The 24,520-nt window shown below is 67.4% G+C and carries 16 protein-coding genes and 1 tRNA gene; 13 read left to right on the forward strand and 4 right to left on the reverse strand.

The genetic code is table 11. The features are described from left to right. Positions 1–68: 68 nt before the first annotated feature. On the forward strand, positions 69–1,568 hold the full coding sequence (locus ABFP37_RS00650) for an NAD-dependent succinate-semialdehyde dehydrogenase (protein ID WP_078030205.1): 1,500 nt from the start codon (positions 69–71) through the stop codon (positions 1,566–1,568). Here ABFP37_RS00650 and ABFP37_RS00655 read toward each other — a convergent pair. The 3 genes from ABFP37_RS00655 to ABFP37_RS00665 are packed head-to-tail and all read right to left on the reverse strand — an operon-like array spanning position 1,565 to position 6,725. After that, entirely contained in the window at positions 1,565–4,147 is a 2,583-nt protein-coding gene (locus ABFP37_RS00655) for a DUF3488 and transglutaminase-like domain-containing protein (protein ID WP_347032435.1), read from the reverse strand. The genes ABFP37_RS00650 and ABFP37_RS00655 overlap by 4 nt on opposite strands. Beyond that, positions 4,144–5,559, reverse strand: coding sequence for a DUF58 domain-containing protein (locus ABFP37_RS00660; RefSeq protein ID WP_347032436.1), 1,416 nt, complete (start codon positions 5,557–5,559; stop codon positions 4,144–4,146). Before ABFP37_RS00660 ends, ABFP37_RS00655 begins: the two co-directional genes overlap by 4 nt. Positions 5,560–5,573: 14 nt before the next feature. Then, positions 5,574–6,725 (reverse strand): MoxR family ATPase, encoded by a 1,152-nt coding sequence (locus tag ABFP37_RS00665; protein WP_347032437.1) that lies wholly within the window; start codon positions 6,723–6,725, stop codon positions 5,574–5,576. Positions 6,726–7,010: 285 nt separating this feature from the next. Here ABFP37_RS00665 and ABFP37_RS00670 point away from each other — a divergent pair, with 285 nt between their 5' ends. The 5 genes from ABFP37_RS00670 (at position 7,011) to ABFP37_RS00690 (ending at position 13,249) form a co-directional block, all read left to right on the forward strand. Continuing rightward, entirely contained in the window at positions 7,011–7,796 is a 786-nt protein-coding gene (locus tag ABFP37_RS00670; RefSeq protein WP_347032438.1) for a TatD family hydrolase, read from the forward strand. Between the two features lie 294 nt (positions 7,797–8,090). Beyond that, positions 8,091–9,239, forward strand: coding sequence for a transglycosylase family protein (locus ABFP37_RS00675; protein ID WP_347032439.1), 1,149 nt, complete (start codon positions 8,091–8,093; stop codon positions 9,237–9,239). Positions 9,240–9,393: 154 nt separating this feature from the next. After that, positions 9,394–10,281, forward strand: coding sequence for a 16S rRNA (adenine(1518)-N(6)/adenine(1519)-N(6))-dimethyltransferase RsmA (gene rsmA, locus ABFP37_RS00680; protein ID WP_078030084.1), 888 nt, complete (start codon positions 9,394–9,396; stop codon positions 10,279–10,281). A 127-nt stretch (positions 10,282–10,408) separates the two neighbouring features. Next, positions 10,409–11,371, forward strand: coding sequence for a 4-(cytidine 5'-diphospho)-2-C-methyl-D-erythritol kinase (locus tag ABFP37_RS00685; protein WP_078030083.1), 963 nt, complete (start codon positions 10,409–10,411; stop codon positions 11,369–11,371). A 48-nt stretch (positions 11,372–11,419) separates the two neighbouring features. Next, entirely contained in the window at positions 11,420–13,249 is a 1,830-nt protein-coding gene (locus ABFP37_RS00690) for an ABC-F family ATP-binding cassette domain-containing protein (protein ID WP_347032440.1), read from the forward strand. 337 nt (positions 13,250–13,586) lie between these two features. On the opposite strand, the gene ABFP37_RS00695 is transcribed toward ABFP37_RS00690, so the two are convergent. After that, positions 13,587–14,273: a TetR/AcrR family transcriptional regulator gene (locus tag ABFP37_RS00695; protein ID WP_347032441.1), complete on the reverse strand. Its 687-nt coding sequence runs from the start codon at positions 14,271–14,273 to the stop codon at positions 13,587–13,589. Between the two features lie 160 nt (positions 14,274–14,433). Here ABFP37_RS00695 and ABFP37_RS00700 point away from each other — a divergent pair. From ABFP37_RS00700 to ABFP37_RS00730, 7 genes are all read left to right on the forward strand, one after another. Continuing rightward, a tRNA-Gln gene (locus ABFP37_RS00700) sits at positions 14,434–14,505 on the forward strand. A 106-nt stretch (positions 14,506–14,611) separates the two neighbouring features. Beyond that, positions 14,612–16,111 (forward strand): bifunctional UDP-N-acetylglucosamine diphosphorylase/glucosamine-1-phosphate N-acetyltransferase GlmU, encoded by a 1,500-nt coding sequence (glmU, locus tag ABFP37_RS00705; protein WP_347032442.1) that lies wholly within the window; start codon positions 14,612–14,614, stop codon positions 16,109–16,111. Beyond that, complete coding sequence (locus tag ABFP37_RS00710; protein ID WP_078030079.1) at positions 16,108–17,088, forward strand: ribose-phosphate diphosphokinase; 981 nt, start codon at positions 16,108–16,110, stop codon at positions 17,086–17,088. The genes glmU and ABFP37_RS00710 overlap by 4 nt, the downstream gene beginning before the upstream one ends. Before the next feature lie 273 nt (positions 17,089–17,361). After that, positions 17,362–17,964, forward strand: a complete 603-nt coding sequence (locus ABFP37_RS00715) for a 50S ribosomal protein L25/general stress protein Ctc (RefSeq protein ID WP_078030078.1) — start codon at positions 17,362–17,364, stop codon at positions 17,962–17,964. A gap of 156 nt (positions 17,965–18,120) precedes the next feature. Then, entirely contained in the window at positions 18,121–18,705 is a 585-nt protein-coding gene (gene pth, locus ABFP37_RS00720) for an aminoacyl-tRNA hydrolase (protein WP_347032443.1), read from the forward strand. Positions 18,706–18,868: 163 nt separating this feature from the next. After that, entirely contained in the window at positions 18,869–21,604 is a 2,736-nt protein-coding gene (locus tag ABFP37_RS00725; RefSeq protein ID WP_078030076.1) for a LuxR C-terminal-related transcriptional regulator, read from the forward strand. 7 nt (positions 21,605–21,611) lie between these two features. Next, positions 21,612–24,344: a LuxR family transcriptional regulator gene (locus ABFP37_RS00730; protein ID WP_260680810.1), complete on the forward strand. Its 2,733-nt coding sequence runs from the start codon at positions 21,612–21,614 to the stop codon at positions 24,342–24,344. Positions 24,345–24,520: the final 176 nt, after the last annotated feature.

A 24,520-nucleotide genomic window follows, 5' to 3' on the forward strand; every position in this document is an offset into this window, starting at 1 on the left:
GCGGCCAGATGCCGGATGCCGGAGCTGCACACAAACCCGCAACCCGAATTGCTGACGAGGGAGTCACCGTGTCTGTAAATACACAGTCCACTGTTACCGCAGAACGTGAAAGCGAACTGCTCGCATCTGTTCCCACCGGCCTGCTCATCAATGGTGAGTGGCGTCCGGCGGCGTCAGGCAAAACCTTCGACGTCGAAGACCCCTCAACCGGCAAAGTGCTGCTGAGCATCGCCGATGCCTCCGCCGAAGACGGGATGGCCGCCCTTGATGCCGCCGCGGCCGCGCAGGATTCCTGGGCCAAGGTGCCCGCGCGCGAGCGCGGCGAGATCCTGCGCCGGGCATTTGAGCTGGTCACCGAGCGCGCGGAGGACTTCGCACTGCTCATGACCCTGGAGATGGGCAAACCGCTGGCCGAGGCCCGCGGCGAGGTCACCTACGGTGCTGAATTCCTGCGCTGGTTCTCCGAGGAATCAGTCCGGGCTTTCGGCCGCTACTCGGTCTCGCCGGAGGGCAAGACCCGCCTGCTCGTGCAGAAGAAGCCCGTTGGACCCTCGCTGCTGATCACGCCGTGGAACTTCCCGCTGGCCATGGCCACGCGCAAGGTGGCCCCTGCCGTGGCCGCCGGCTGCACCATGGTGCTCAAGTCCGCCAACCTCACTCCGCTGACCTCCCAGTTGTTCGCCGCCGTCATGCTGGAAGCCGGCCTGCCCGCCGGTGTCCTCAACGTCATCCCCACGTCCACCGCCGGTGCCACCACGGGGCCGCTGATCAAGGACGCCCGGCTGCGCAAACTGTCCTTCACCGGCTCCACCGAGGTGGGCCGACGCCTCCTGTCCGACGCATCGGAGAATGTCCTGCGGACCTCGATGGAACTTGGCGGCAATGCCCCGTTTGTCGTGTTCGAGGACGCCGATGTCGATGCCGCCGTCGCCGGTGCCATGATCGCGAAACTGCGCAACATGGGCGAGGCCTGCACCGCTGCGAACCGGTTCATCGTGCACGAATCCGTTGCCGACGAGTTTGCCGAGAAGTTCGCGGCCAAGATGGCGGACATGACCACCGCCCGCGGCACCGAGCCCGAGTCCAAGGTGGGCCCGCTGATCGACGCCAAGAGCCGGGACAAGGTTCACGAGCTGGTCAGCGATGCCCTCGCCTCCGGCGCCACCGCCGTTGTCGGCGGAGCTCCCGTGGACGGGCCGGGCTACTTCTACCAGCCCACGATCCTCAAGGGCGTCACCGAGGGCACCCGGATCCTGTCCGAGGAAATCTTCGGACCCGTCGCGCCGATCATCACGTTCTCCTCCGAGGACGAGGCCGTCCGCCTGGCCAACAACACCGAATACGGCCTGGTGGCCTACGTCTTCACGAGGGACCTCAACCGCGGTATCCGGATGGGCGAGCGCCTCGAGACCGGCATGCTCGGCCTGAACGCCGGCGTCGTCTCCAACGCGGCTGCGCCGTTCGGCGGCGTCAAGCAGTCCGGGCTGGGACGTGAAGGCGGACTCGAAGGCATCGAGGAGTACCTTTACACCCAGTACATCGGCATCGCCGACCCCTACGCCGGCTAGCCTTCGCGCAACCGCCGTACGCCGTCGCGGGCCTTGTCCCAGAGTCCCGCGACGGCACGGCGCACGCGGGCAGCCACACCGCGCACCGCGCGGAAGGGCGCTCCGGCGATCCAAGCCCAGCGGGACATCACCGACGGCGGCAGCCAGTCCGCGCGGAGCCGCGACATCACTCCTGCGTTGCGGCGCAGTGCCTCCCGCACCAGGGCGATCTGTTGCGCCGGTGTTTGTTCCGCCGTGGTTTGGCGGCCCTCGCCGGCCGAGCCAGCATGCCCGTTACCGGGCCGGCCATACTGGTGCCGCTCGAAGTCTCCCGTCAGGGTGATCACCGCGCGGTGCCCGGCGTCGACGGTCCCGGCGTCGGTGGCCCCGGAGCCGGGAGTCCCGGCGTCCACGGTCCCGGCGGATGCGGCACCTTCCGGTTTCCGGCCGTCGTCCCGGTCGAGGGCCGACGAGCCGCGGAGCCGCGCAGAAAAACTCCTGGGTGTTTCACTGGCCGCCGGCGGCACGCCGTAATCCTCGGCGAGGTCCAGCAACTCTGCCCAGGCGAGCGGCACCGCGTCCCGGCCGTTCCTCGCGGCGGCCGGCCTCCGGAGGCGCCGGGCGCGGATGCTGCTGCGCACCAGCCGCGGGGACGCGGCAACCAAGACCAGCACCAGAGCCGCGGCAGCGCCGAAGAGCAGAGGCGCTAGCTGGCTTCCGGTGTCGGCTTCGCCCGCTCCCGGCAGGGGGAGAGGCGGCGTTTCCGGGGCAGCCGGCGGTGTTGCCCCGCCGGTCGGCAGGAGGCCGTCGTTGTTCCCGTCATTCGTGCTGGCGCCTCCGGAGGAGGGATCCTGGGCATAAGGCGGCACCACGCCACGTGAGGGTGTGGGCTCGAACTGAACCCAGCCCAGGCCCTGGAAGTACAGCTCCGGCCACGCGTGGGCATCCCTGGCATCGACCTCGAACTCGGGGAGCGCGCCCTGGCCCGCGACGGACACCGTTTCCCCGGTCAGCCGGCCGGGCGCGTAGCCCACGGCGATCCTGCTGGGGATGCCCTCGACCCGGGCCATCACGGCCATGGCCGAGGCGAAGTGGATGCAGTATCCGCTCTTCTGGGTCAGGAAATCGGCCAGCACAGACAGCCCGTTGCCGTCATAGCCGCCCTGGACCGGTGATTCCAGTGAATAGGTGAAGTCACCGGCACGCAGGTACCGCTGGATTGCCATCGCCTTTGCGTAGGCCGTCGCGCTGTTTCGGGTCACGGCATCGGCAGTGGTGCGGACAATTTCCGGCAGGTTGGCCGGTGGCCTGAGGAACTCGTCCGGAACCCCCTGGACCGGCGCGGAGGACTCGTTCAGCAGCTCCGTGGTCAGCTTGGGGGTGGAGGACACGACGAGGTACTGCTGGTTCCTGGAGTTGGTGTCGGTGCCTTTGATGGTCAGCGTGGCGGGGTCCCAGCTCCACCGGCCCGTGAGCCCGTTGACGGCTTCCGGCGCGTAGGGCGCGGGGAGGTAGGGGCTGGTGAAATCCCCGGTGTTGATCGCCGTTATTTGCCGGACCTGCTCCGGAGCGAGAATCTCGTGCCCCACGTCCATCCGCCCGGCACCCGCCCGGCGGGTTGAATCGCGGTCGTCCGGCGACCAGGACTCGCCGTCGAACCGGTCCACCGTGACGGAGCGCAGATACAGCGGCGCGGTGGCATTCGTGGCATAGGTGATGCGGCCGTCACCTGACGGGCTGCGCAAGCTGTTCCCGAGGCTGATCATGGGATTCAGCCCGTTGGAGGAGCCCCAGGGGTTCAGCCGTGACCCCTGGGGGAAGGTGCCCTGGTCAAAGCCCGGGATGACGAGCTGCAACAGCAGGGCTGCCACCAGGGCCACGGATCCGGTGAGGGCGGCGCGTTTGACCTGTCCGGGGTTCCGGGCCGTGTCCGCCTGGGTGCGCGCATCGGGAGCGAACCACTGGCTGCACGCGAGAATGGCGAGGTACCCGGCCGCCGTCCCCAGGAATCCCGCCAGCCCCACGCTCTGCGGCTTGATGATGGCGGGCACCATCAGGACGGCCAAGAGGCCCAGGCCGCTCGTGGCGGGCATGCCCAAGGGCAGGGCCAAAGCGTCCACAAGGATGACGACGAGGCCCAGCGCGGCGCACGTGACCAGGACGATGCCGGCGTTCGGTGCCACCGGAGAGCTTTCAGCCAGCACGGTTTCGCTGGCGCGCCGGAGAAGCCGGCCCAGCGCGGCCATGGTCGTGTCGGAAGGAATGAACCCCGCGATGCTTTCCCGGCGGAAGAAGGTGAACGTCAGGATGAGCACCAGCGATGCCAGGCCACTCAAGGGCACCAGCACCGGCTGCGCCCGGACGGTGCGCAGGACAGCCATCGCCAGGGACACCACCAGGACGGTGGTGAGAACCGGCAAGAACCACGCCCATCCCCGGAGAACACCGTTGAGGGACAGTGCTGCGCCGCAGACGGCGAGCGCAACGGCGCCCGCCATGACCCAGGGGTAGGCGCCGACGCCACTGCGTTTGGGGCGGGAAGGTTCATTCCAAGGCGGCCGTGCTTCGGCGCTGACCTGGCGCTGGGGCGTGAGCGTCACCGGGCCACCCCCGCACCGCGCCGGACGTCGGCCGAGGCCGTCCAGACCGCTGTATCGCCTTCATCGAAGTACGTCCAGGCTGCGGGCAGCGACGTGGCCGCCTCCACCGCCACAGCACGCCAGCCGCCGAGGCGCAGGGCCTCGAGGACGTCGTGGCACTCGGCGGGCCTGTCGGCGACCACCAAGGCGAACGCGTTCGCCGCATAACCCGCCGCCGGCGCCAGGGCACGGGCCTCCGCCAAGGAGATTTTGCCCAGGACAGCCACGACGGGTCCGCGCATTCGGTGTGCCGCGAGCTTGTCCATGAGCCGGTCGTCGAAAACGGACTGGCCGGAGTCCAAGCCGGTGTGTTCGCGGCGGGCAGCGTCGTGCTCGCGGCGCATGTGGTGCGGACCGGATAACTGGATGGCGGCGAGGCTTTCGGCTACGGACTGCAGGCCGCCGGCGCCGCTGTACTCTTCTGCGTCAGGTTCCGGCGCGGACTGCGAGCGGTGAAAGGCGGGATCGCCCGCCGCGTCAAGGAACCTGAGGGAGTAGTTGCGTTCGGCGAGGTGCGCGCTGACGGACATGGCCGCCGTCACGGCCCATTCGAAGGTGTCACTCGTGACAAGGTCGTCGCCGTCGTCGCTGCCGAAGACCGCGCCGAAGCCCGTGGCAAAGGAGATGAAGCGCTGGTCCAGGATGATCGTGGCCTCAGGCGTGGTGACCGATTCCTCCTGCCTGACCATCAGGGCGCCGTGGCGGGCTGTGGCCGGCCAGTGCACCCGGCGCATCGGGTCGCCGTGCCTGTACTCGCGCGTCATGACGTCGTCATCGCTGGGATTGGCCCGCGTGCGGGTCGCCGTGATGCCGTCGTTTCCGCGGGCGCCGGCCAGTCCCGTCGCGGGAAGTTCGACGGCGGCCGGCGTCACGGTGAGCGTGTCGCCGTCGTCGATGGAGTGCCTGTGCAGCGAAAGCCCGAACGGATCAGTGAACTCCGCCGTCACGGGGCCGATGGTGAACTGCCCCCGTTTTCCTGAACGCAGGTGGTATTCGTAGCGGCTGGTACCGCCCGAGGCGGACCGGGCGGGGAAGCGGAATGCCGGGGATTCGCCGAATCTCGGCGGCAGGCGTTCCTCCATGATGACCCTGCCCACGCCGGTCCCGGTCCGGGCCACGGCCAGCCGGACGGTGGTGATGGAGGCCGTTTCGACCGTCGAGGGGCTGAACTCGCGGTATACCCGGAACCTGGGCTTGACCACCCTGATGCCGGCCAGCGAAATCAGCGGCAGGAGGGTCAGCAGCACGCCGAGCAGCAGGAGGTCCCGGCGGCCCATGACCTGGGCGCAGAGCAGCGAAATCACCCCAGCGGCCAGCAGGCCCCAGCCGCGAGTGCTGAAGAGATGGCGGGGGAGGCTGTCCAGCAGTGCCACGGCGGCGATCCCGGCTAGCGGCTAGGACGCAGTTCGGCTGCCGGCCGCCCCGAGCGGGATCCCGGCTGTCCGGAGCGTGCCGCCTGCCGGTGGGCTTTGGCGGAGTCGGCCATGTCCTGGCTGACGGGCAGCTTGGCCAGGACCCCGCGGATGACGCTCTGCGGGGTCTCACCGGTGCTGGCCGCCTTGCGGTCCAGGATGATCCGGTGCGCCAGCACCGATTCGGCAACGGCAACGACGTCGTCCGGCAGGACGAAGTCCCTGCCGTCCAGTGCCGCTGTTGCCTTGGCCGCACGGAGCAGCTGCAGCATGGAACGGGGGCTGGCACCGAGGCGGAGCATGGCGCTGTCCCGGGTTGCCCGGCCTACGGCGACTGTGTACTCCTTGACGGATTCAGAGACGAAGACCTGCTGAACCGTGGCGATCATTGCCGCCACGTCTGCCGAGGTGACCACTGCCGTGACACGCTCCAGCGGCGAGGTGGCCTGGTGGGTCTCCAGCATCTGGATCTCGGAGTCTTTGTCCGGATAGCCCATGGAGATACGGGCCATGAAACGGTCCCGCTGCGCTTCCGGCAGCGGGTAGGTTCCCTCCATCTCGATCGGGTTCTGTGTGGCCACCACCATGAACGGCGCGGCGAGTCCGTAGGAGTGCCCGTCCACCGTCACCTGGTGCTCCTCCATGCATTCGAGCAGGGCGGACTGCGTCTTTGCGGAGGCGCGGTTGATTTCGTCTCCGATCACGATGTTCGCGAACACGGCGCCGGGCCTGAACTCGAACTGGCGCGAGGACTGGTTGTAGATGGAAACGCCGGTGACGTCGGAGGGAAGCAGGTCAGGCGTGAACTGGATGCGGCTGACGGAACAGTCGATGGTTCGGGCCAGGGTCTTGGCGAGGAGCGTCTTACCCACGCCGGGCACGTCCTCGAGGAGCAGGTGGCCTTGGGCAAGCAGGACCGTGAGCGCCAGCTTCGCGGCCTCAGCCTTGCCGTCGATGACCGTGTTGATGGCTGTCAGGATGCGTTCGCTCGCGGCGCGGAACGCCACGGCATCCAGCGCGGCCGGCTTGTGGCCGTTGAGCTGGTGTCCGCTGTGGGCAGCGCCCCCTGCGAAGCCGTGCCCGCCTTGGATCACTTCGTCGATCGCGGTGCGTCGGTGCGGTTCCATCGGCAACCTTTCAGCCCTGAGTGACGCCCGGAACGGTGCGGCGGAAGTCTGCCGATGCCCGTTGGCGGGCGTTCACATCTTTCCGTACCAGCGTACTAAGACAACTGCCGTGGCTAACAGAGAGTTCCAAGTAATTCTGCGGCCAGTTCCAAGAGGCCAAGCTCCCGCCGCTAGGCTGGAGGGATGCGCCATTCCTTGCCCCCCAGCCCCTATCGCGCGACCGGAAGCGACGGGTCTGGCAAGCAAACCTACCCGCCGGCGCCCGAGCCCCTGCCGGTGCCCGTGATGGACAACCACACGCACCTCGATTTCCCCGGCGACGACGTCCGCGTGGAGGTTGCCGCTGCGCTGGACGCCGCGGAGGCCGTGGGCGTGTGCGGCGCAGTCCAGGTTGGCTGCGACCTCGAATCGTCCAGGTTCACGGTGCGGGCGGTTGATGCGGATGCCCGGCTGCTCGGAGCGGTGGCAATCCACCCGAACGATGCACCTGCCTACGCCCAGCGCGGTGAGCTGGAGGCAGCCCTGACCGAAATCGAAGATCTGGCCGGCCACCCCCGGATCCGCGCCATCGGCGAAACCGGCCTGGACTTCTTCCGCACCGAGGGGGACGGGCTGGCCCACCAGCGGTACTCCTTCCGGCGGCACATCGACATCGCGAAACGGCTGGACCTGACCCTTCAGATCCATGACCGCGACGCCCACAGTGACGTAGTACAGGTCCTGCGGGAGGAGGGCGCGCCGGCACGGGTGGTGTTCCACTGTTTTTCGGGCGATGCGGACCTCGCCCGGATCTGCAACGCCGAAGGCTGGTTCATGTCGTTCGCCGGCACGCTCACCTTCAAGAATGCCGCCAACCTCCGTGCGGCACTGGCCGTGGCGGACCCGGAACTGGTGCTCGTGGAAACAGACTCCCCGTTCCTGACGCCGCATCCGCACCGCGGCCGGCCCAACGCGAGTTACATGGTGCCTTACACCGTCCGGGCCGTGGCCGAATTGACAGGGGCGGACCTCGCCGGTCTGTGCACCGCAATCAGCCGTAATACCGTGCGGGCCTACGGATCCTGGGACTAAGAGGCACGGCTCGCCGCCCCGCTGGCGTGCATACCAGGTAGGCAATAATTTTGGTGGCTTTATAACGCTTCGGTTACAGTGAAAAACTATTAGCCGGGGTCGGGGAAGGCCTCCGGATGATGTCACTCACTTCTTTCAGGCAGGGCGCCTTCGGATGTCCTGCCATGTGAGTGTGGCGGCGCACATGCCTGCTGCAGGCTCCGGGATGGCCCGGAGTCCACCCTAGGGTGATTGCCTCAGGTGCCTCTGTGCGTTTTTCCCCGTGCCCGGACAGCTCAACAGTTACGGGCAATCGTGGTCAACTTCTTCAAGTCGGACGGCAAGTTCAGTTTCGTCAAGGTCGGCACCCAGATGGTGGTGCTCGCGGCACTCGTGCTCGGGCTCGTCGCCTTCGTGGGCAACAACAAGACAGTCACCCTGAATGTTGACGGCAAAGTCAGCTCCGTCCAGACGTTCGGCGGCACAGTGGGCCAGGTGGTCAAGAGCGCCAAGGTTGAGCTCCAGGCAGCCGACCGCGTCTGGCCGTCGGCGGACGCCCGCGTCGAGAACGGCTCCGTCATCAACGTGAACCTGGCCAAGGCCGTGAAGGTGAGCCTCGACGGGGCGGAAAAGACCGTCAGCACCACGGCACCGGACGTGGCCGGGCTCGTGACGCAGCTTGGCGTGGCCAGCGCCTCCGAGATTTCCGTGCCGAAGGACGCCCAGCTGGCCGTCGATGGATCATTCGTGGCCATCTCGACCCCCAAGACGGTGAGCATCATCGCCGACGGCAAGGCAGCCAAGACCACCACGACGGCACCCAACGTCGGAGAAGTACTCAAGGACGCCGGCGTGAAACTGGCAGCGGCAGACCGGTCCTCGCAGCCGGCGAACGCGCCGGTGGTCAACAATATGGTGATCAAGGTTTCCCGTGTTGAGACGGGCAAGACCGCAACCACCACCGAGGAAGTTCCGTTCGACAGGCTGAGCACGGACAGCGCCCAGCTGGCCAAGGGCGAGGAGAAGGTCACCCAGCCCGGCGTCCCGGGCGCGGTCACCAAGACGTACAAGCTGGTGCTCGTTGACGGCCGCGAAGCCTCCCGGACACTGGTCTCCACCACGGCCACCCGGGAGCCGGTCACCGAGAAGGTCACCGTGGGCACCAAGGAAGAGCCGAAGCCGGAAGCGGCCAACACCGGAGCAGCGGCCCCGGCCATGATGAACGTGGCCATGTGGGACAAGATCGCGCAGTGCGAATCGACCGGGAACTGGTCCATCAACAACGGCAACGGCTACTACGGCGGCCTCCAGTTCGACATTCAGACCTGGATCGGCGCCGGCGGCGGAGCCTACGCCCCCAACGCCAGCCTGGCCACGAAGGCGCAGCAGATCGACATCGCCAACCGGGTCTACGCAGAGCGCGGCCTTTCGCCGTGGGGCTGCGGCTGGGCAGCAAGCAGCTAACCAGAAACCTTTAAGCCATCCGGCGCCGCGGCAGCTGACCACAGCTGCGGATCCGCGAAAGGCCGGGTCCGGAACCTCCGGGCCCGGCCTTTGCCGTGCCGCCGCCGTGCCCGCCGTTTCCAGGCGCGGCCGGGCGCCGGGATAGGATACCTAGGTGACTGACCCGACTCCCTCCGCCTCCGGTACTGCGCCAGCCCCCCTATTTGGCGCCTCCGATATCCGCAGGCTGGCCGAGGAAATCGGCGTCCGCCCCACCAAGACCCTCGGCCAGAACTTCGTGATCGACGGCAACACCATCCGCCGGATCGTGGCCGCTGCCGGTATCGGCGCGGAGGAAACCGTCCTGGAAATCGGACCCGGCCTCGGTTCCCTGACTCTCGGCCTGCTGGACGCCGCTAAGTCCGTGGTCGCCGTCGAGATTGATCCCGTCCTGGCGGCCAAGCTCCCGGAAACTGTCCGGCAGTGGCGGCCCGACGCCGCCGGGGAATTCCATCTGGTGCGTGCCGACGCCATGAAAGTCACGGAACTCCCGGCGGAACCCACAGCCCTCGTGGCAAACCTGCCCTACAACGTGGCCGTGCCCGTGGTCCTCCACCTCCTGCAGCACTTCCCGGCGATCCGGCACGGCCTGGTCATGGTGCAGGACGAAGTGGCGGACCGGCTCGCCGCCGGCCCCGGCTCCAAGATCTACGGCGTGCCCTCGGTCAAGGCCGCGTGGTACAGCAGCATGCGCAAGGCCGGCGTCATCGGAATGAACGTGTTCTGGCCGGCACCGAAGATCCAGTCGGGACTTGTGGCCTTCACGCGCCGCGAACCGCCGGTCACCACAGCCACCCGCGAGCAGGTTTTCGCCGTGATCGACGCCGCCTTTGCCCAGCGCCGGAAGACGCTCCGCGCCGCCCTCGCAGGATGGGCGGGGAGCGCTGCCGAAGCGGAGCGCTGCCTCGTCGCAGCGGGGGTGGACCCCACCGCACGCGGCGAAGTCATCGACATCGCAGCGTTCGCCAGGATCGCCGAAGCCCGCCAGGCCGCGGGCGCCTGATGCGCCGAAGCCGGACCCCGGCATCGGCGGCCCGGCCAACGGTGTCCTCTGTAACAGTGTCCCCGGACGACGCCGCCGCGCCCGGGCCTTCTTGGAGCCCGGCACCACCATGCCCTAGCTTGGACTCATGAACGCAGTGAGAGGGCGCTTTGCGGCAAGGACTGTCCGGGTCAAGGCTCCGGGCAAAGTGAACGTCTCACTGGATGTGGGTCCTCTGCGTCCGGACGGCTACCATTCGGTGGCCAGTGTGTACCTGGCCGTCTCGCTATACGAGGAAGTGGCTGCCACGAGCACCGACGGTGACGGCATCACCGTCAGTATCAGTCCCGCCAGCACCCTGGACCTCGACGGCGTGGATATCCCGCTCGATGAGCGCAACCTCGCCTACAAGGCGGCCGCCATCATGGCTGATGTTTCGGAACACTCCACCGGCGTGCACCTGGAAATCACCAAGCGCGTGCCGGTGGCCGGCGGCATGGGCGGGGGATCGGCGGACGCCGCCGCCACCCTGCTGGCCTGCGATGCGTTGTGGAACAGCGGACTGTCCCGGGACGAACTGGCCCATCTCGCCGCCGAGCTCGGGGCGGACGTGCCGTTTGCGCTGCTCGGCGGGACGGCAGTGGGCCTGGGTGTGGGCGATGATCTGTCGCCGGCCCTGGCCAGGGCGCAGATGGACTGGGTCCTGGTCACCGCCGATTTCGGGCTCCCCACCCCGGAAGTTTTCCGGACGCTGGACAGGCTGCGCGACGCCGAGGGGCTGGACGTCGCGGAGCCCACGGCGGTGGACCCGCAGATCCTGCAGGCACTGCGGAGCGGGGACGCCGACGCCCTGAGCAGGGTGCTCGTCAACGACCTCCAACGGGCATCCATCGAACTTGCCCCGAGCCTCCGGGACACCTTGGGCCTTGGCGAGTCATCCGGTGCCATTGCCGGGATCGTCTCCGGCTCCGGCCCCACGGTTGCCCTGCTGGCCCACAATCCCGAGGCCGCAGAAGGACTCGCCGAGGAGCTGCAGCATAAGGGCCTCAGCGCGATTGCCGTCCATGGCCCGGTGCCCGGCGCCCGCATCATCTCCGATACCCTCCTTTAATACCTTCCAACTTTCAGATCCCCCGTTTGCAGAAGAAAGCAGTTCCACGTGGCACACCTGCTCGGCGGCGAGAACCTTACGGTCTCGTACGCAACCCGCACCGTTCTCGATGGCGTAACCCTCGGACTCGAGGAGGGCGACCGGATCGGCATGGTGGGCCGGAACGGCGACGGCAAGTCCACGCTGATGCGCCTGCTTGCGCTGCGGTCCACGCCTGATTCCGGCCGGGTCACCAAGCGCGGGGACGTCAACATCGGCTACCTGGACCAAAGCGACGTGCTCGACGGCGACCTTACCGTCGGTGCGGCGATCGTCGGTGACCAGGCCGACTACGAATGGGCCCGCAATCCCCAGATCCGCGAAGTCATGGGCGGGCTGGTGTCCGACGTCGACTGGCACGCCAACGTCCACGCCCTGTCCGGCGGCCAGAAACGGCGCGTTGCGCTGGCCAAGCTGCTGATCGAGGACCACGACGTCATCATGCTCGATGAGCCCACCAACCACCTCGACGTCGAAGGCGTCGCGTGGCTGTCCAGGCACCTCAAGACCCGCTGGCGCGCCAACCAGGGCGCCTTCCTGGTGGTCACCCACGACCGCTGGTTCCTCGACGAAGTCTGCACCAAGACGTGGGAAATCCACGACGGCATCATGGACCCGTTCGACGGCGGCTACGCAGCCTACGTGCTGGCCCGCGCCGAACGCGACCGCTCCGCATCCGTGGTGGAAAGCAAGCGCCAGCAGCTCGTGAAGAAGGAACTGGCCTGGCTGCGCCGCGGCGCCCCCGCCCGCACGGCCAAGCCCAAGTTCCGGATCGAGGCCGCCAACGCCCTCATCGCGGACGTGCCTGAACCGCGTGACTCCACGGCGCTGAGCAAGATGGCCACGGCGCGCCTGGGCAAGGACGTCCTGGACCTTGAACACGTGTCGCTGGATTTCCTGGGCGGCGACGCCGGCCAGAAGCTGTTCGACAACATCACCCTCCGCCTCGCGCCGGGCGAACGGCTGGGACTCGTGGGCGTAAACGGCGCCGGCAAGACCACCCTGCTGAAGCTCCTCAACGGCGAGATCCAGCCCACCTCCGGGAAGGTCAAACGCGGCAAGACGGTGGTCACCGCGGTCCTCACCCAGGAAGTCAAGGAACTCGACGACGTCTCGGACCTGCGCGTGATCGAAGTGATCGAGCGCGAAAAGCGCTCCTTCAACGTCGGCGGCAAGGAATTCACCGCCGGCCAGCTCGTGGAGCAGCTCGGCTTCACCAACGAGAAGCAGTGGACCCCGGTCAAGGACCTCTCCGGTGGCGAACGCCGCCGCCTCCAGCTCCTGCGCCTGCTGGTGGGGGAGCCGAACGTGCTGATGCTGGACGAACCGACCAACGACCTCGACACCGATACCCTCGCCGCCGTCGAAGACGTCCTCGACGGCTGGCCCGGCACCCTCGTCGTGGTCAGCCACGACCGCTACCTGCTGGAGCGCGTCACGGACCACCAGATGGCCCTGCTGGGCGACGGCAAGATCCGTGCCCTGCCGCGCGGCGTGGACCAGTACCTCGAACTCCGCGAATCCGCCCTCGCCGGTTCCACGGTCACCGGCGGCGGAAACCCGGTCACGTCCGCCAGTTCCGCCCCCGCACAGGCCGTCTCCGGAGCCTCGGAAGCCGAGAAGCGCGACGCCCGCAAGGCCAAGAACCGCATCGAACGGCAGCTGGGCAAAATCACCCAGCAGGAAGAAAAGATCCACGCCCAGATGACCACGGCCTCCGCGGAGCCCTCCGCCGTCGGCCAGCTTGCGGACCTCAACAAGAAGCTCAAGGACCTCTCCGCAGACCGCGAAGCCCTCGAGCTCGAATGGCTCGAGGCGCTCGAAGTACTCGGCGAGTAACTGTCGCAAGGGGTGCCGGAGACGGCCCTTCGACGTCGCTTAGACACGACGCAAAGGGGCTGCTCGCTCGCTGAGCGAGCTCCCACCCCGTTGCGCCGCGATGCGCTCCTTTTCGAAGGACCGCCTCCGGCGAGCGGAGTCACCTCAGCGTTGTGGAACAGCGGGCGTCCCCGAACGGAACTTTTGCAATAGCGGTGCTGGGGTCCTTCGCGTAGTCGCGCATCGCGACGCATCGTGGCGTGAAGGTCGCCCGGCGACCGTAGCGTCACCTATGCGTTGTGTCTAAGCGACGGCGAAGGGCCGTTGCACCGCGTAGGTGACCACAGACGGCGAGGGCTTAGGACTCGCTGCGGAGCTCGGGTTCCTTCTTGAGGCCCGTCAGCCCGTTCCAGGCGAGGTTCACGAGGTGCGCTGCCACGGCGCGTTTGTCAGGCTGGCGGCTGTCCTGCCACCACTGGCCGGTCATCGCCACCATCCCCACGAGCATCTGGGCGTACATGGCGCCGTCGGCCGCACTGAAGCCGCGGCGGGCGAATTCGTCGGACAGTATGTGCTCGACGCGGGCCGTGACATGCGAGAGCAGCGTGGAAAAGGCGCCTTCGGGCTGGGACGGGGGAGCGTCACGCATGAGGATGCGGAAGCCGTCGGTGCGGTCCTCGATGTACGTCAGCAGGGCCAGGGCGGCACGCTCCACGAGGACCCTCGGCTTGGCTTCGTCGGCCAGGGCGTCATTGATGGATGCCAGCAGGATCTTGAACTCAAATTCGACCACCTGCGTGTACAGGCCCTCTTTCGAGCCGAAGTGTTCGTAGATCACGGGCTTTGAGACCCCGGCCGCGGCGGCGATCTCCTCGATGGTGGTGCCGTCCAGGCCGCGCACCGCGAAGAGGCCCCGGCCCACTTCCACCAGCTGGGAACGCCGCTGGGGCCCGGTCATCCGGGACCGCGGGATGCGCGCGGGGACCGCCTCCGGCGTTGCTGTCCGGCTCCCCGCGCCGTCAGTCGTCCCTGTGCTGTTGCTCACCGTCCCATCATGCCTTATGTCAAGCGCCGCCCAGCGGTCCGTGGCCGGTCCCGGCGCGCTGCCCGGAGCGGACCGGCGGCCGTGCGGTCCGAGGTCGCACGAGCATCAACGTTCGTGGCAGAATTGGTTCTCGTGCCTCGGCCTCTGGGCCTTGGCGTGGTCCGCCCTGGTGTAATGGCAGCACCCCGGCCTTTGGAGCCGTGGAGTATAGGTTCGAATCCTATGGGCGGAACGGCTGCATTAGAGGTGTCCAGTAGGATAAGCCTGTTGCCGGTTCCGGGCACACGCTCGGACGCCGCGCATGTAGTACCGCGCAACCGAGCAAGGAGAGCCCGTACGTGAGCCCCGAGAAGTCCGGCCCAGCCGCCGTAATCGTCCTAGCTGCAGGTGCCGGTACCCGGATGAAGTCCCGTACCCCCAAGATTCTCCACGAAATTGGCGGCCGCTCCATGGTCGGCCACGCCTTGCTGGCCGCACGCAGCATCACCCCCCAGCGGCTTGCCCTCGTGGTCCGCCATGAACGGGACCGCGTGGCAGCCCACCTCGCGGAGCTCGATCCCGAGGCCCTCATCGTGGACCAGGACGACGTTCCCGGCACGGGAAGGGCCGTTGAAGTGGCGCTCGAGGCGCTCGACGCCGACACCCCTGTGGCGGGTACCGTCGTCGTGACCTACGGCGATGTCCCGCTCCTCACCGGCGAGATGCTCGCTGAACTCGTCAATACCCACGAAGTCGAGGGCAACGCCATCACTGTGCTGACCGCGCTCCTCGACGACGCCGCGGGGTACGGCCGCATCCTCCGCGGAGAAGACGGAACGGTCACCGGCATCCGCGAGCACAAGGACGCCACCGACGCCGAGCGCGAGATCCGCGAGATCAACTCCGGGATCTACGCCTTCGACGCCGCCGTGCTGAGGGACGCCCTCCGGCACGTCACCACCGACAACTCGCAGGGCGAGAAATACCTCACCGACGTCCTGGGGCTGGCCCGCGAGGCCGGCGGCCGGGTCGCGGCCGTGGTCACCTCGGACCGCTGGCAGGTCGAGGGCGCCAATGACCGCGTGCAGCTCGCCGCCCTCGGCGCCGAGCACAACCGCCGGACCGTGGAGTCCTGGATGCGCGCGGGGGTCACCGTGGTGGATCCCGCCACCACGTGGATCGACTCCACCGTCACCCTGGCGGAGGACGTCCGGATCCTGCCCAACACCCAACTGCACGGCAGCACCACCGTGGCGAGGGACGCCGTCGTCGGCCCCGACTCCACCCTGACCGATGTCCGCATCGGCGAAGGCGCCAAGGTGACGCGCACGCACGGTTCGGGCGCGGAAATCGGCGCGGGCGCGAGCGTCGGACCGTTCACCTACCTGCGCCCGGGCACCATCCTGGGGGACACCGGCAAGATCGGCGCCTTCTACGAAACCAAGAACGTGAAGATCGGCCGCGGCTCCAAGCTGTCGCACCTGGGCTACGCCGGGGACGCCGAAATCGGCGAAGACACCAACATCGGCTGCGGCAACATCACAGCCAATTACGACGGCGAGAAGAAGCACCGCACGGTGATCGGCTCGGGCGTCCGCACCGGCTCCAACACAGTATTCGTCGCACCCGTCACGGTGGGGGACGGTGCCTACAGCGGCGCCGGAGCCGTGATCCGCAAGGACGTACCCGCAGGCGCCCTGGCGCTGTCCATGGCCGCGCAGCGCAATGCCGAGGGCTGGGTTAAAGCCAACCGCCCGGGCACGCGGTCCGCGGAACTGGCAGAAGCCGCAGCCGCCCGCGAAGCCCGCAAAGATTCCCCAAATTCCCCGGCATCTACAGAAGAGGGCAAGCAACCATGACCGAAATTACGGCTCGCGGCGAGAAGAAGCTGGTGCTCGCCGCAGGGCGTGCCCACCCGGAGCTTGCCCGGGAAATCGCCAAGGAGCTGGGCACCGAGCTGCTGCCTGTCGACGCCTATGATTTTGCCAACGGCGAGATCTACGTCCGTGCCGGCGAGAGCGTCCGCGGAACCGACGCCTTCGTCATCCAGGCCCACCCGGCACCCCTGAACAACTGGCTCATGGAACAGCTGATCATGATTGATTCGCTCAAGCGGGCCTCGGCCAAGCGGATCACCGTGGTGTCCCCCTTCTACCCGTACTCCCGCCAGGACAAAAAGGGCCGCGGCCGCGAGCCGATCTCGGCCCGCCTTGTGGCGGACCTGTACAAGACCGCCGGTGCCGACCGCATCATGAGCGTGGACCTGCACACCTCCCAGATCCAGGGCTTCTTCGACGGCCCCGTGGACCACCTCATGGCCATCCCGCTGCTGGCCGACTACATCCGAACCCGGGTCGCCGCGGACAACATCACCGTCGTTTCGCCGGACACCGGCCGCGTCCGGGTTGCCGAACAGTGGGCTGAGCGCCTTGGCGGCGCGCCGCTGGCGTTCGTGCACAAGAGCCGCGACCTCACGGTTCCGAACCAGGCTGTGTCCAAGACCGTCGTGGGCCAGATCGAAGGCCGCACCTGCGTCCTGATCGACGACATGATCGACACCGGCGGAACCATCTCCGGCGCCGTCCAGGTGCTCAAGAACGCCGGCGCCAAGGACGTCATCATCGCCGCCACGCACGCGGTGTTCTCCGATCCCGCCGCGCGCCGGCTGTCCGAGTCCGGCGCCCGTGAAGTGGTGGTCACAGACACCCTGCCCATTCCGGCAGACAAGCGCTTCCCGCAGCTCACCGTCCTCTCCATCGCTCCGCTGATTGCGCGCGCCATCCGTGAGGTGTTCGACGACGGTTCGGTCACCAGCCTGTTCGACGGCAACGCCTGACACCCTGGCTTAAACCATCCGGCCGGCGTTGTGCCCGTTTTCAGTAATCGGGCACAACGCTGGTAGGATTTTTCCCGATACCTTGGCGAGGGAGAGCACCTCCGGAAAACCGGACTGCTGGTCTCCGTTATCGACTGGGTCTGAAACTCCCTTCTGGAAGGGCCGCCCTCCGGCCGCCCGGCGTTGAAGGTCGCTACAGACCTCCGCCCTTGCTGAACACAGTTTTGTTGAACACAGTCGTGATCAACACAGTAAAGCCACCAGGAGAACACTATGTCTGAGCAGAAGCTCGCAGCAGAAGTACGCGCCGAATTCGGCAAGGGCTTCGCCCGCCGCGCCCGCATGGCCGGCAAGATCCCGGCTGTCATCTACGGCCACGGTGCAGAGCCCATCCACATCACGCTGCCCGCCAAGGCCACCACGCTGGCTGTGCGCACCGCCAACGCCCTGCTGTCCCTGGACATCAACGGCGAGGCACACCTTGCCCTCGTCAAGGACATCCAGCGCAACCCGATCAAGCAGATCATCGAGCACATCGACCTCCTGACCGTCCGCCAGGGCGAGAAGGTCACCGTGGATGTTGCCGTGCACGTGTCCGGCGAAACCGCCCCGGGCACCGTTCACAACCTCGAGCTCACCGTTGTCTCCCTCGAGGCCGAGGCAACCCACCTGCCCACCGCCGTCGAGGTCGACATCGAAGGCCGCACGGCCGGCGAGCACATCCACGCCTCCGACCTCGTCCTCCCGAAGGGCTCCGTGCTGCTGACCGACGCCGATGCCCTGGTCGTCAACATCTCCGAAGCCACTGAGGCTGGCGAAGAAGAAGGCGAAGAAGCAGCCGCAGTGGCAGCCCCGGCCGAAGCTTCCGCCGAGTAATCACTGCGTTTCACTTCGCGGTGCCTTCACGCACCGTGTATCAGTGGCCGGGTCCCGTTCGGGCCCGGCCACTGGCGTACCGGCGGGGAACCGCCGGAAACCACTCCCGGCCCGCACCGTTGCCGGCCCGCCCGGCGACCAATTTAGGATTGATGCATGACTGACACCTGGCTGATCGTAGGCCTCGGAAACCCCGGACCCGAGTACAGCCGCAACCGGCACAACGTGGGCCAGATGGTCCTCGACGAACTGGCCGCGCGCATCGGCGGGAACTTCAAGGCCCACAAGTCAAGGGCCCAGGTCCTCGAAGGCCGGCTCGGAATAGGGGGCCCGCGCCTGGTGCTGGCGAAACCCAGCACGTACATGAACGTCTCCGGTGGCCCGGTGTCCGCCCTGGCCAGGTTCTACGACGTTGACCCGTCCCGGGTGGTGGCCGTCCATGACGAAATCGACATTCCCTTTAATACGGTGAAACTCAAGATCGGCGGCGGGGAGGGGGGCCATAACGGCCTTCGGGACATCTCCAAGGGGCTCGCCACCAAGGACTACCTTCGCGTCCGTGTGGGCGTCGGCCGGCCGCCGGGCCGGATGGACACCGCAGATTACGTCCTGCGGGATTTCGCCCCTGCCGAGAAAAAGGAGCTGCCGTTCCTGCTGGACGACGCCTCGGACGCCGTCGAACTCCTGATCAGGGATGGCCTGGCCGCTGCACAACAGAGGTTTCATCCCGCGAAAGTTTGAGCGGCGAATTCATATTCCGCACGCCGAATATCAAGGTCGCCTCAAGGTCTGCGAAATGTGATTCCATGCCCTGTTTTACGGCGGGGGTATCGGGGTAGTCTTCTTCTAAGCGGGGGAGGCGATGGGGCCTTGATCCTGCCAAGCGGGATGTAAGGAAAAGTTCATGTCAATTGAGCCACTGAGCTGGGGACGTGGGTCTACGGCGGGCGTGCTGGCCGGGCCAGCGGCTGCCGGCGGAACGGACCTTCAACGATGGTCGGTTCCGGCGCGTAGTGCCGACCTCGAGGCCATCCGCAATGCGCTGACGGATCCCGATTCCCTGGGGGTAGTAATTACCGGTGCCCGGGGTGTGGGAAAATCCTCGCTCGCACGCACCGCGGTGGCGGAACTTGGCCCTGACGTCTGGGCGATTCAGCTCCGCAGCCCCCTGACCGGTTCACAGACTTCCTACGGCTGCCTGGCTTTCCTGCTCGCAAGGCTTCCGCAAACGGCCATGGGTTCACCCACGGCCATCCTCCAAGGGATCACGTCCCTCATCCGCAGCGACGCCGCAGGCCGGGACTGTGTCATCACCCTGGACACCACCGGCATGATCGACGACATGAGCGCCGGCGTCCTCCTGAACATCATGCTCACGCGCACCGCCAGGGTGATCGCCATTGCCCCCGGCACCAGCGACCTTCCCGCAGATTTCCACTGGCTACTCACGGACCGCCGGCTCACCGAAGTGCGGCTGGAGAACCTCAACGAACTGCAGACCCGGCAGGTGCTTCTCACCCTGCTCGGCCACCGGGTGTCAGCCTCGCTCGTGAGCACGTATCACGCCATCGTCGGCGGCAACCCGCTGCTGCTCAAAGCGCTCGTTACGGAGCAGCAGCAGTCAGGAAACCTCGTCCTGTCCGACTCCGTCTGGACGTTGCGGGACAAGGTGGTGCTGGACGGCGCAACCGGGCTCGATGACATTGTCCGCTCCCGCTGGTCCCGTGAAACCCCGGAGACCCGCGAGGTCATCGAAATGCTGTCCTGTGCCCGCCGGGTGTCCCTTGCCCGGCTGACTGAAATCTATGGCACCGCAACGGTGGCAGACATGGAGGATGCCGGCCTGCTCACCGTTGGGGACACCGAGGCCCGCTGGGTATCCCTGCGGGAACAGTACCTGGGGGATGTCGTCCGTTCCTGGCTGAGCATTTCTCGCCGGCGGGAGCTCCGGGACCAGCTGCTGAACGGGGCGGAACCCGAGCTGACCAACCTGTCCATGGAAGAGCGCATTGAATTCGCCGCCTGGACGCGCGAATGCCAGGCGGAACTCAGCCCGGCCCTGGCAGTGGCCGCGGCAGAGGCGGCCGTGCAGCTGTTCGACCCAAGGTTTGCGCTCAGCTGCCTCGAGAGCCTCAAGAGGACCGACGCCGAATGGGTCGTGGGGCAGCAGCACAAGGGCTCCGCCTACCTGCTGCTGGATCTGCCGCTGCAGGCCATGGCAGCCCTCGACGACATTTCACAGGCCCAGCTGGACCAGCTCGGCGTGGAGGACTTCGCCAACGCTGTGGCACACAAGTGCCGGGTCATGGTCTGGCTGCCGGAACTGACCGGCAACGTCCCCGCTGAGTTGGAAAGGGCGCGCGCGCGCCTGGGCGTGTCCCCCGGCATGGCCACCACCTGGCCGGAGCCGCTGGGTGCGGCCATGAACCGCCTCACGCTGACCGAGTTCGAGTACAAGACCTTCATCGGCGACTACGCCCCCATGATCGAGGCGCTGGAGCAAGCCGCGGATCCGGCAACCAACAAGGACACGGCTTTCCGCATCCAGGCCTCCATGATCCTGATGCAGGCCCTCTCCGCCGTCGGCAGGGAGATGGACGCCCTCCAGCTGATGCGGCGGGTTGGCGGCCAGCTTTCCGACGCCGGACCCATGACCGGACTGCGCGAGAAGTTCGCGATGACGGCCTTCGGCGTGCTGCTGCAGGCCGGCCAATGGCAGCGGTGCCTGGACCTGGTCGGTCCGCCGAAAGGCCAGGCGGAGCGCCGTCTGGCCCACCGTACGTCAGCCACCGAGCTGGCCACCGGAATCGCCTACGTATATTCCGGCCGCGGTGCCGTTGCACTGGATTCGCTGCTGTCCGCTGTGGCACAGCTGGAACTGCGCCCGGTCCTGAACATGCTCCAGGCCGCCTATGCAGCCACGGCCTTCGCTTACGCCCAGATCGGCAACGCCGGACAGTCCCGCAAGTACCTCGACAAGCTGCGGGGCGCGAGGGGCCCGTGCAACTTCGGCACCCAGACCATCACCGATTTCTGCGCTGATATGGCCGGAAGGTGGCTGGGTGACACCGACGCCGTTAAGCGGCTGCTGGAGACGGCCCGGCGCGACATCGCCGCCGGCCGGTACACCCTCGCGGGGATCAGCCTGCTGGGTGCCACCGTCAACGGCACCGACGACGACTTCCGGCTGCTGGAGGAGGTAGCCGGCCACCGGCAGGGAAAGCTGGCGGAGATCTCGCGCCTGATCGCCGTGGGCAGCCGCACCAAGGATGCCAAGGTGCTTCTGGAGGGCGCGCACCTAGCAGCCGAGCTGGAACTGGACGCGGTCGAGGCACGGTGCGTTGCGCTCGCTGTGGACTTTGCCAGGCACTCCGGCGACTCCGCCTCCGCCCGCATCGCGCAGGCCAGGCTGGACAACCTCACCGCCACAGTGCCCAGCCTGCCGATCGTGCCCAGTAGCGGCAGCCCCCTTCTGACCGCCCGTGAGCGGCAGATTTCCAGGCTGGCGGGCAAGGGCGTCTCCAACAAGGATATTGCCCTGGAGATGGGCGTCTCCGTGCGCACCGTTGAAGGCCACCTGTATCAGGTCTTCACCAAGCTCGGCGTGACTTCCAGGGGTGATCTGCCTGGACTCGTCTAATGGCCGCGTGAAAGCGGAATCCGAGCAGAGGCAGCTCACGGGCCGCCGGGAAGTGATTGAGCACGTCTGCAGCATTATCCGCAGCCGGGCGAGCCAGGCTGTCTACCTCATGGCGGGGCCCGGCCTCGGGAAGTCCTCGGTCACGGATGCCGTCAGCGACCAGATGGCCTCGGAAATGACCATCCTGCGCATCCATGGCAGCTCCTCGCTCGCCAAGGTTCCTTATGGTGTGCTGGCCCCGTATACGGCTGAACTCCCCGCGGAAGAGGCGGACTCCCCGGTGGCCGTCCTCAGGGCGGTCTGGACCTATTTTCAGCAGCTCAAAGGGGTCAACGACGTTCCCTTGCTCCTTGTCGTGGACGACGCCCACCACCTTGACGACGCCACCGCAAGCCTGGTGGTGGACATGATGTCGGCCGGGTGGGCCAGCGTTCTGGCCGCCGGCCGTCCACGTCCCGGACTGCCCCAGGCACTGAACCAGCTGTGGTACGACGGCCTCGCTGAGCGCGTGGACCTCAGGCCCCTCACCGGGGACCAGGTGACAGAGGTGGTGGAACACACCCTCCAGGGGACTGTCCCGGCAGGCACCGTGCAGTCGCTGTCGTCGGCGTCAGGCGGCAACCCTTTGCTCCTGAACTGCCTGCTCAGCGATGCGGTCGCGGACGGAACCCTCGTCAAACGGAACGGGATCTGGCTGCTCCTGGGTTCCCTGCCGGCCGACGGGCCCAGGCTCTCTGACGTCGTGGTCAAGGACCTCCTCCGCAGAACCCCGGAGGAACAGGATGCCCTACGCGTCATCGCCCTCGCCGAACCCGTGCAGCGCAGCCTGATCGAAGACGTGTGCGGGGCCGCCGTAGTCCGGTCCCTGTTGGACAACCAGATCGTGAGCGAATCCACCGGCCGGCAAAGCGAACTGCGGCTGTGGCATCCCATCCTGGGCCAATCCATGCGGCACCAGGTGTCAGTCTCCAGGAGCCTGCAGCTGCGACAAAAGCTCGACGGGTACCTGGACACCAGGAACGCCGGCGCCGAAGGCAGGCTGCGGATGGTCGAGTGGTCACTCGAATGCGGCATGGACGTGCCTGATCCGGACCTGCTGGACGCTGCGCTGCTGGCTGTGACCATGTTCAACAATGCCGGTGCCCGCCTTATGACGGCGCACGTCAAGGCCCCGGAACTGCTGGCCCACGCGGAGTCCATCACCGCGAGGGCACTTTTCAACGAAGGCAAATACCGGGAAGCCGCGTCCCTCCTGGACGGATGCTGGCTTGAGCTGGCACGGGATCCTGAGGCTCCGCACATTCTCATGCTCCGGGCGTCAGCCCATTTGGCGCTGGGTAAGTCCGCCCAGCTCCTTCGGGCCGAATCCCGGCACCAACTCGAAACCGCCGGACACGAAGTGGCCGATTCCTGGCAGGACCGGATCCACGCGTTGCTCGAGATGGCAGACACCGGCGATCACGAGAGGATACGCAAAGTCATTGCCGCGCTCGGGTACGCCGGTGTTGCCGACGCTCGCGGCCCCGGGACAGTCATTGGCGGGGAGACCGCAGGGCAGGGCAGTGGACGGTCCAGGGCGGACCTCCGCGCCGCGTCCGTCGGCGAGATCACTCACGCGGTGGCTCAGGCCCTGCTCGCACAAACCCTGGCGTCGGCCGGGTTGGCACACCAGGGTCACGCTGCCGCCCTGACGGCGGCACCGTCGCTGCCTGCACTGCAGGGGGGCCTGTACTTCTTTAATGAGTTCGTCCTGACCCGCCTTGTCGCGACGTCCCTTGCAGCCGGCAACTGGGAATCGGCGGAGCACGAGTTGTCGACCTACGCGCCGGAGCGGGCCGAGGGGGCAGCCACGTTTGGCGGCGGAATCCAGGTGCTGCGCGGCCTCGGGTTCCTGCGGCAAGGGCAGCTGGAACGCGGCTATCAGGTTCTCCTGCCCGCCGTCGAGGCCCTTCGCGTCAACGACCCGCTCCAGGAGTTCAGGTTCGGCTCGGCGCTGGCCTTCTACGCGGCAGCCCGGCTGGGGGACACCGCCCAGGCCAAGCGGCTCGAACAGGACTTCATCGCCGCGCGCCACGCCAGCGGCCCGGGGTATGACCTCTTGGCAGAGGCATACGCGGCGGCTGCCGCGGAGTATCTGGACCGGAAGGGCAGCGGGCTGGACAAACTCCGGGAGCTGGCGGCGTCGGACCCTGTTGCCGCCCAGCCGGGGATCAGGATGGAATGCCTGATCCTGTGTTCCGATCTTGGGGACCGGTCGGTCATCGAGGAGCTTGCCTCGCTGGCCGCTACCGTTGAAGGCCGGTGGGCTGCTGGGTGGCGGCAGCTGGCCCAGGCGTGGGCCTCGGAGGACGCTGACGTCCTCATGGAGACCGCCGCCGGACTGGAGGAAGCGGGACTCATCAACCTGGCGCGTGAGGGGTACGCCCGGGCGGGTGCCCTGCTGGACGGCGCAGGGGAGCGTCGGCGCGCCCGGCAGGCTGTGGCCCACCGGGAGAAGTGCGACGAGGAACTGGGCGAGCGGTTCAGGGAAAGCCCGTTCATCGCCTCGGTTCCGAGCGTCCACCTGACCCGCCGCGAGCGGGACATCGTGGAACTGGCGGTGCAGGGGCTCTCCGACCGCGAGATTGCCCAGCAGCTCATGGTGTCGGTCAGGACCGTCGAGGGCCATCTGTACAGAAGCTACGTCAAACTCGGCGTCCGCCGGCGCGATGAGCTCGCCCTCGCGCTGCCCAAGAAATAGCCTCGCCCACAAAGTAGCGCTGCCCAGGAAAATAGTCCGGCCCAGGAAATAGCCCTGCCCAAGACGTAGCTGCGCGAAATCCGCGCCGTTCGGGCCGCGGCAGGGCCGCCTGCGCGGACCAGTAGTCGATCACCCGAAAAAACGAGTACACAATACTCGTGCCGGAAACGGCAGTG

Source organism: Burkholderia sp. RS01 (assembly GCF_039748055.1).
Taxonomy (GTDB): domain Bacteria; phylum Actinomycetota; class Actinomycetes; order Actinomycetales; family Micrococcaceae; genus Arthrobacter.

What these genes read in the sequence shown, in the direction of transcription:
- ABFP37_RS00715 (WP_078030078.1), top strand. Translation starts at nt 17,362, where the DNA reads ATGTCTGAGCAGAAGCTCGCAGCAGAAGTACGCGCCGAATTCGGCAAG.
- pth (WP_347032443.1), top strand. Translation starts at nt 18,121, where the DNA reads ATGACTGACACCTGGCTGATCGTAGGCCTCGGAAACCCCGGACCCGAG.
- ABFP37_RS00710 (WP_078030079.1), top strand. Translation starts at nt 16,108, where the DNA reads ATGACCGAAATTACGGCTCGCGGCGAGAAGAAGCTGGTGCTCGCCGCA.
- ABFP37_RS00670 (WP_347032438.1), top strand. Translation starts at nt 7,011, where the DNA reads ATGGACAACCACACGCACCTCGATTTCCCCGGCGACGACGTCCGCGTG.
- ABFP37_RS00685 (WP_078030083.1), top strand. Translation starts at nt 10,409, where the DNA reads ATGAACGCAGTGAGAGGGCGCTTTGCGGCAAGGACTGTCCGGGTCAAG.
- ABFP37_RS00725 (WP_078030076.1), top strand. Translation starts at nt 18,869, where the DNA reads ATGTCAATTGAGCCACTGAGCTGGGGACGTGGGTCTACGGCGGGCGTG.
- ABFP37_RS00665 (WP_347032437.1), bottom strand. Translation starts at nt 6,725, where the DNA reads ATGGAACCGCACCGACGCACCGCGATCGACGAAGTGATCCAAGGCGGG.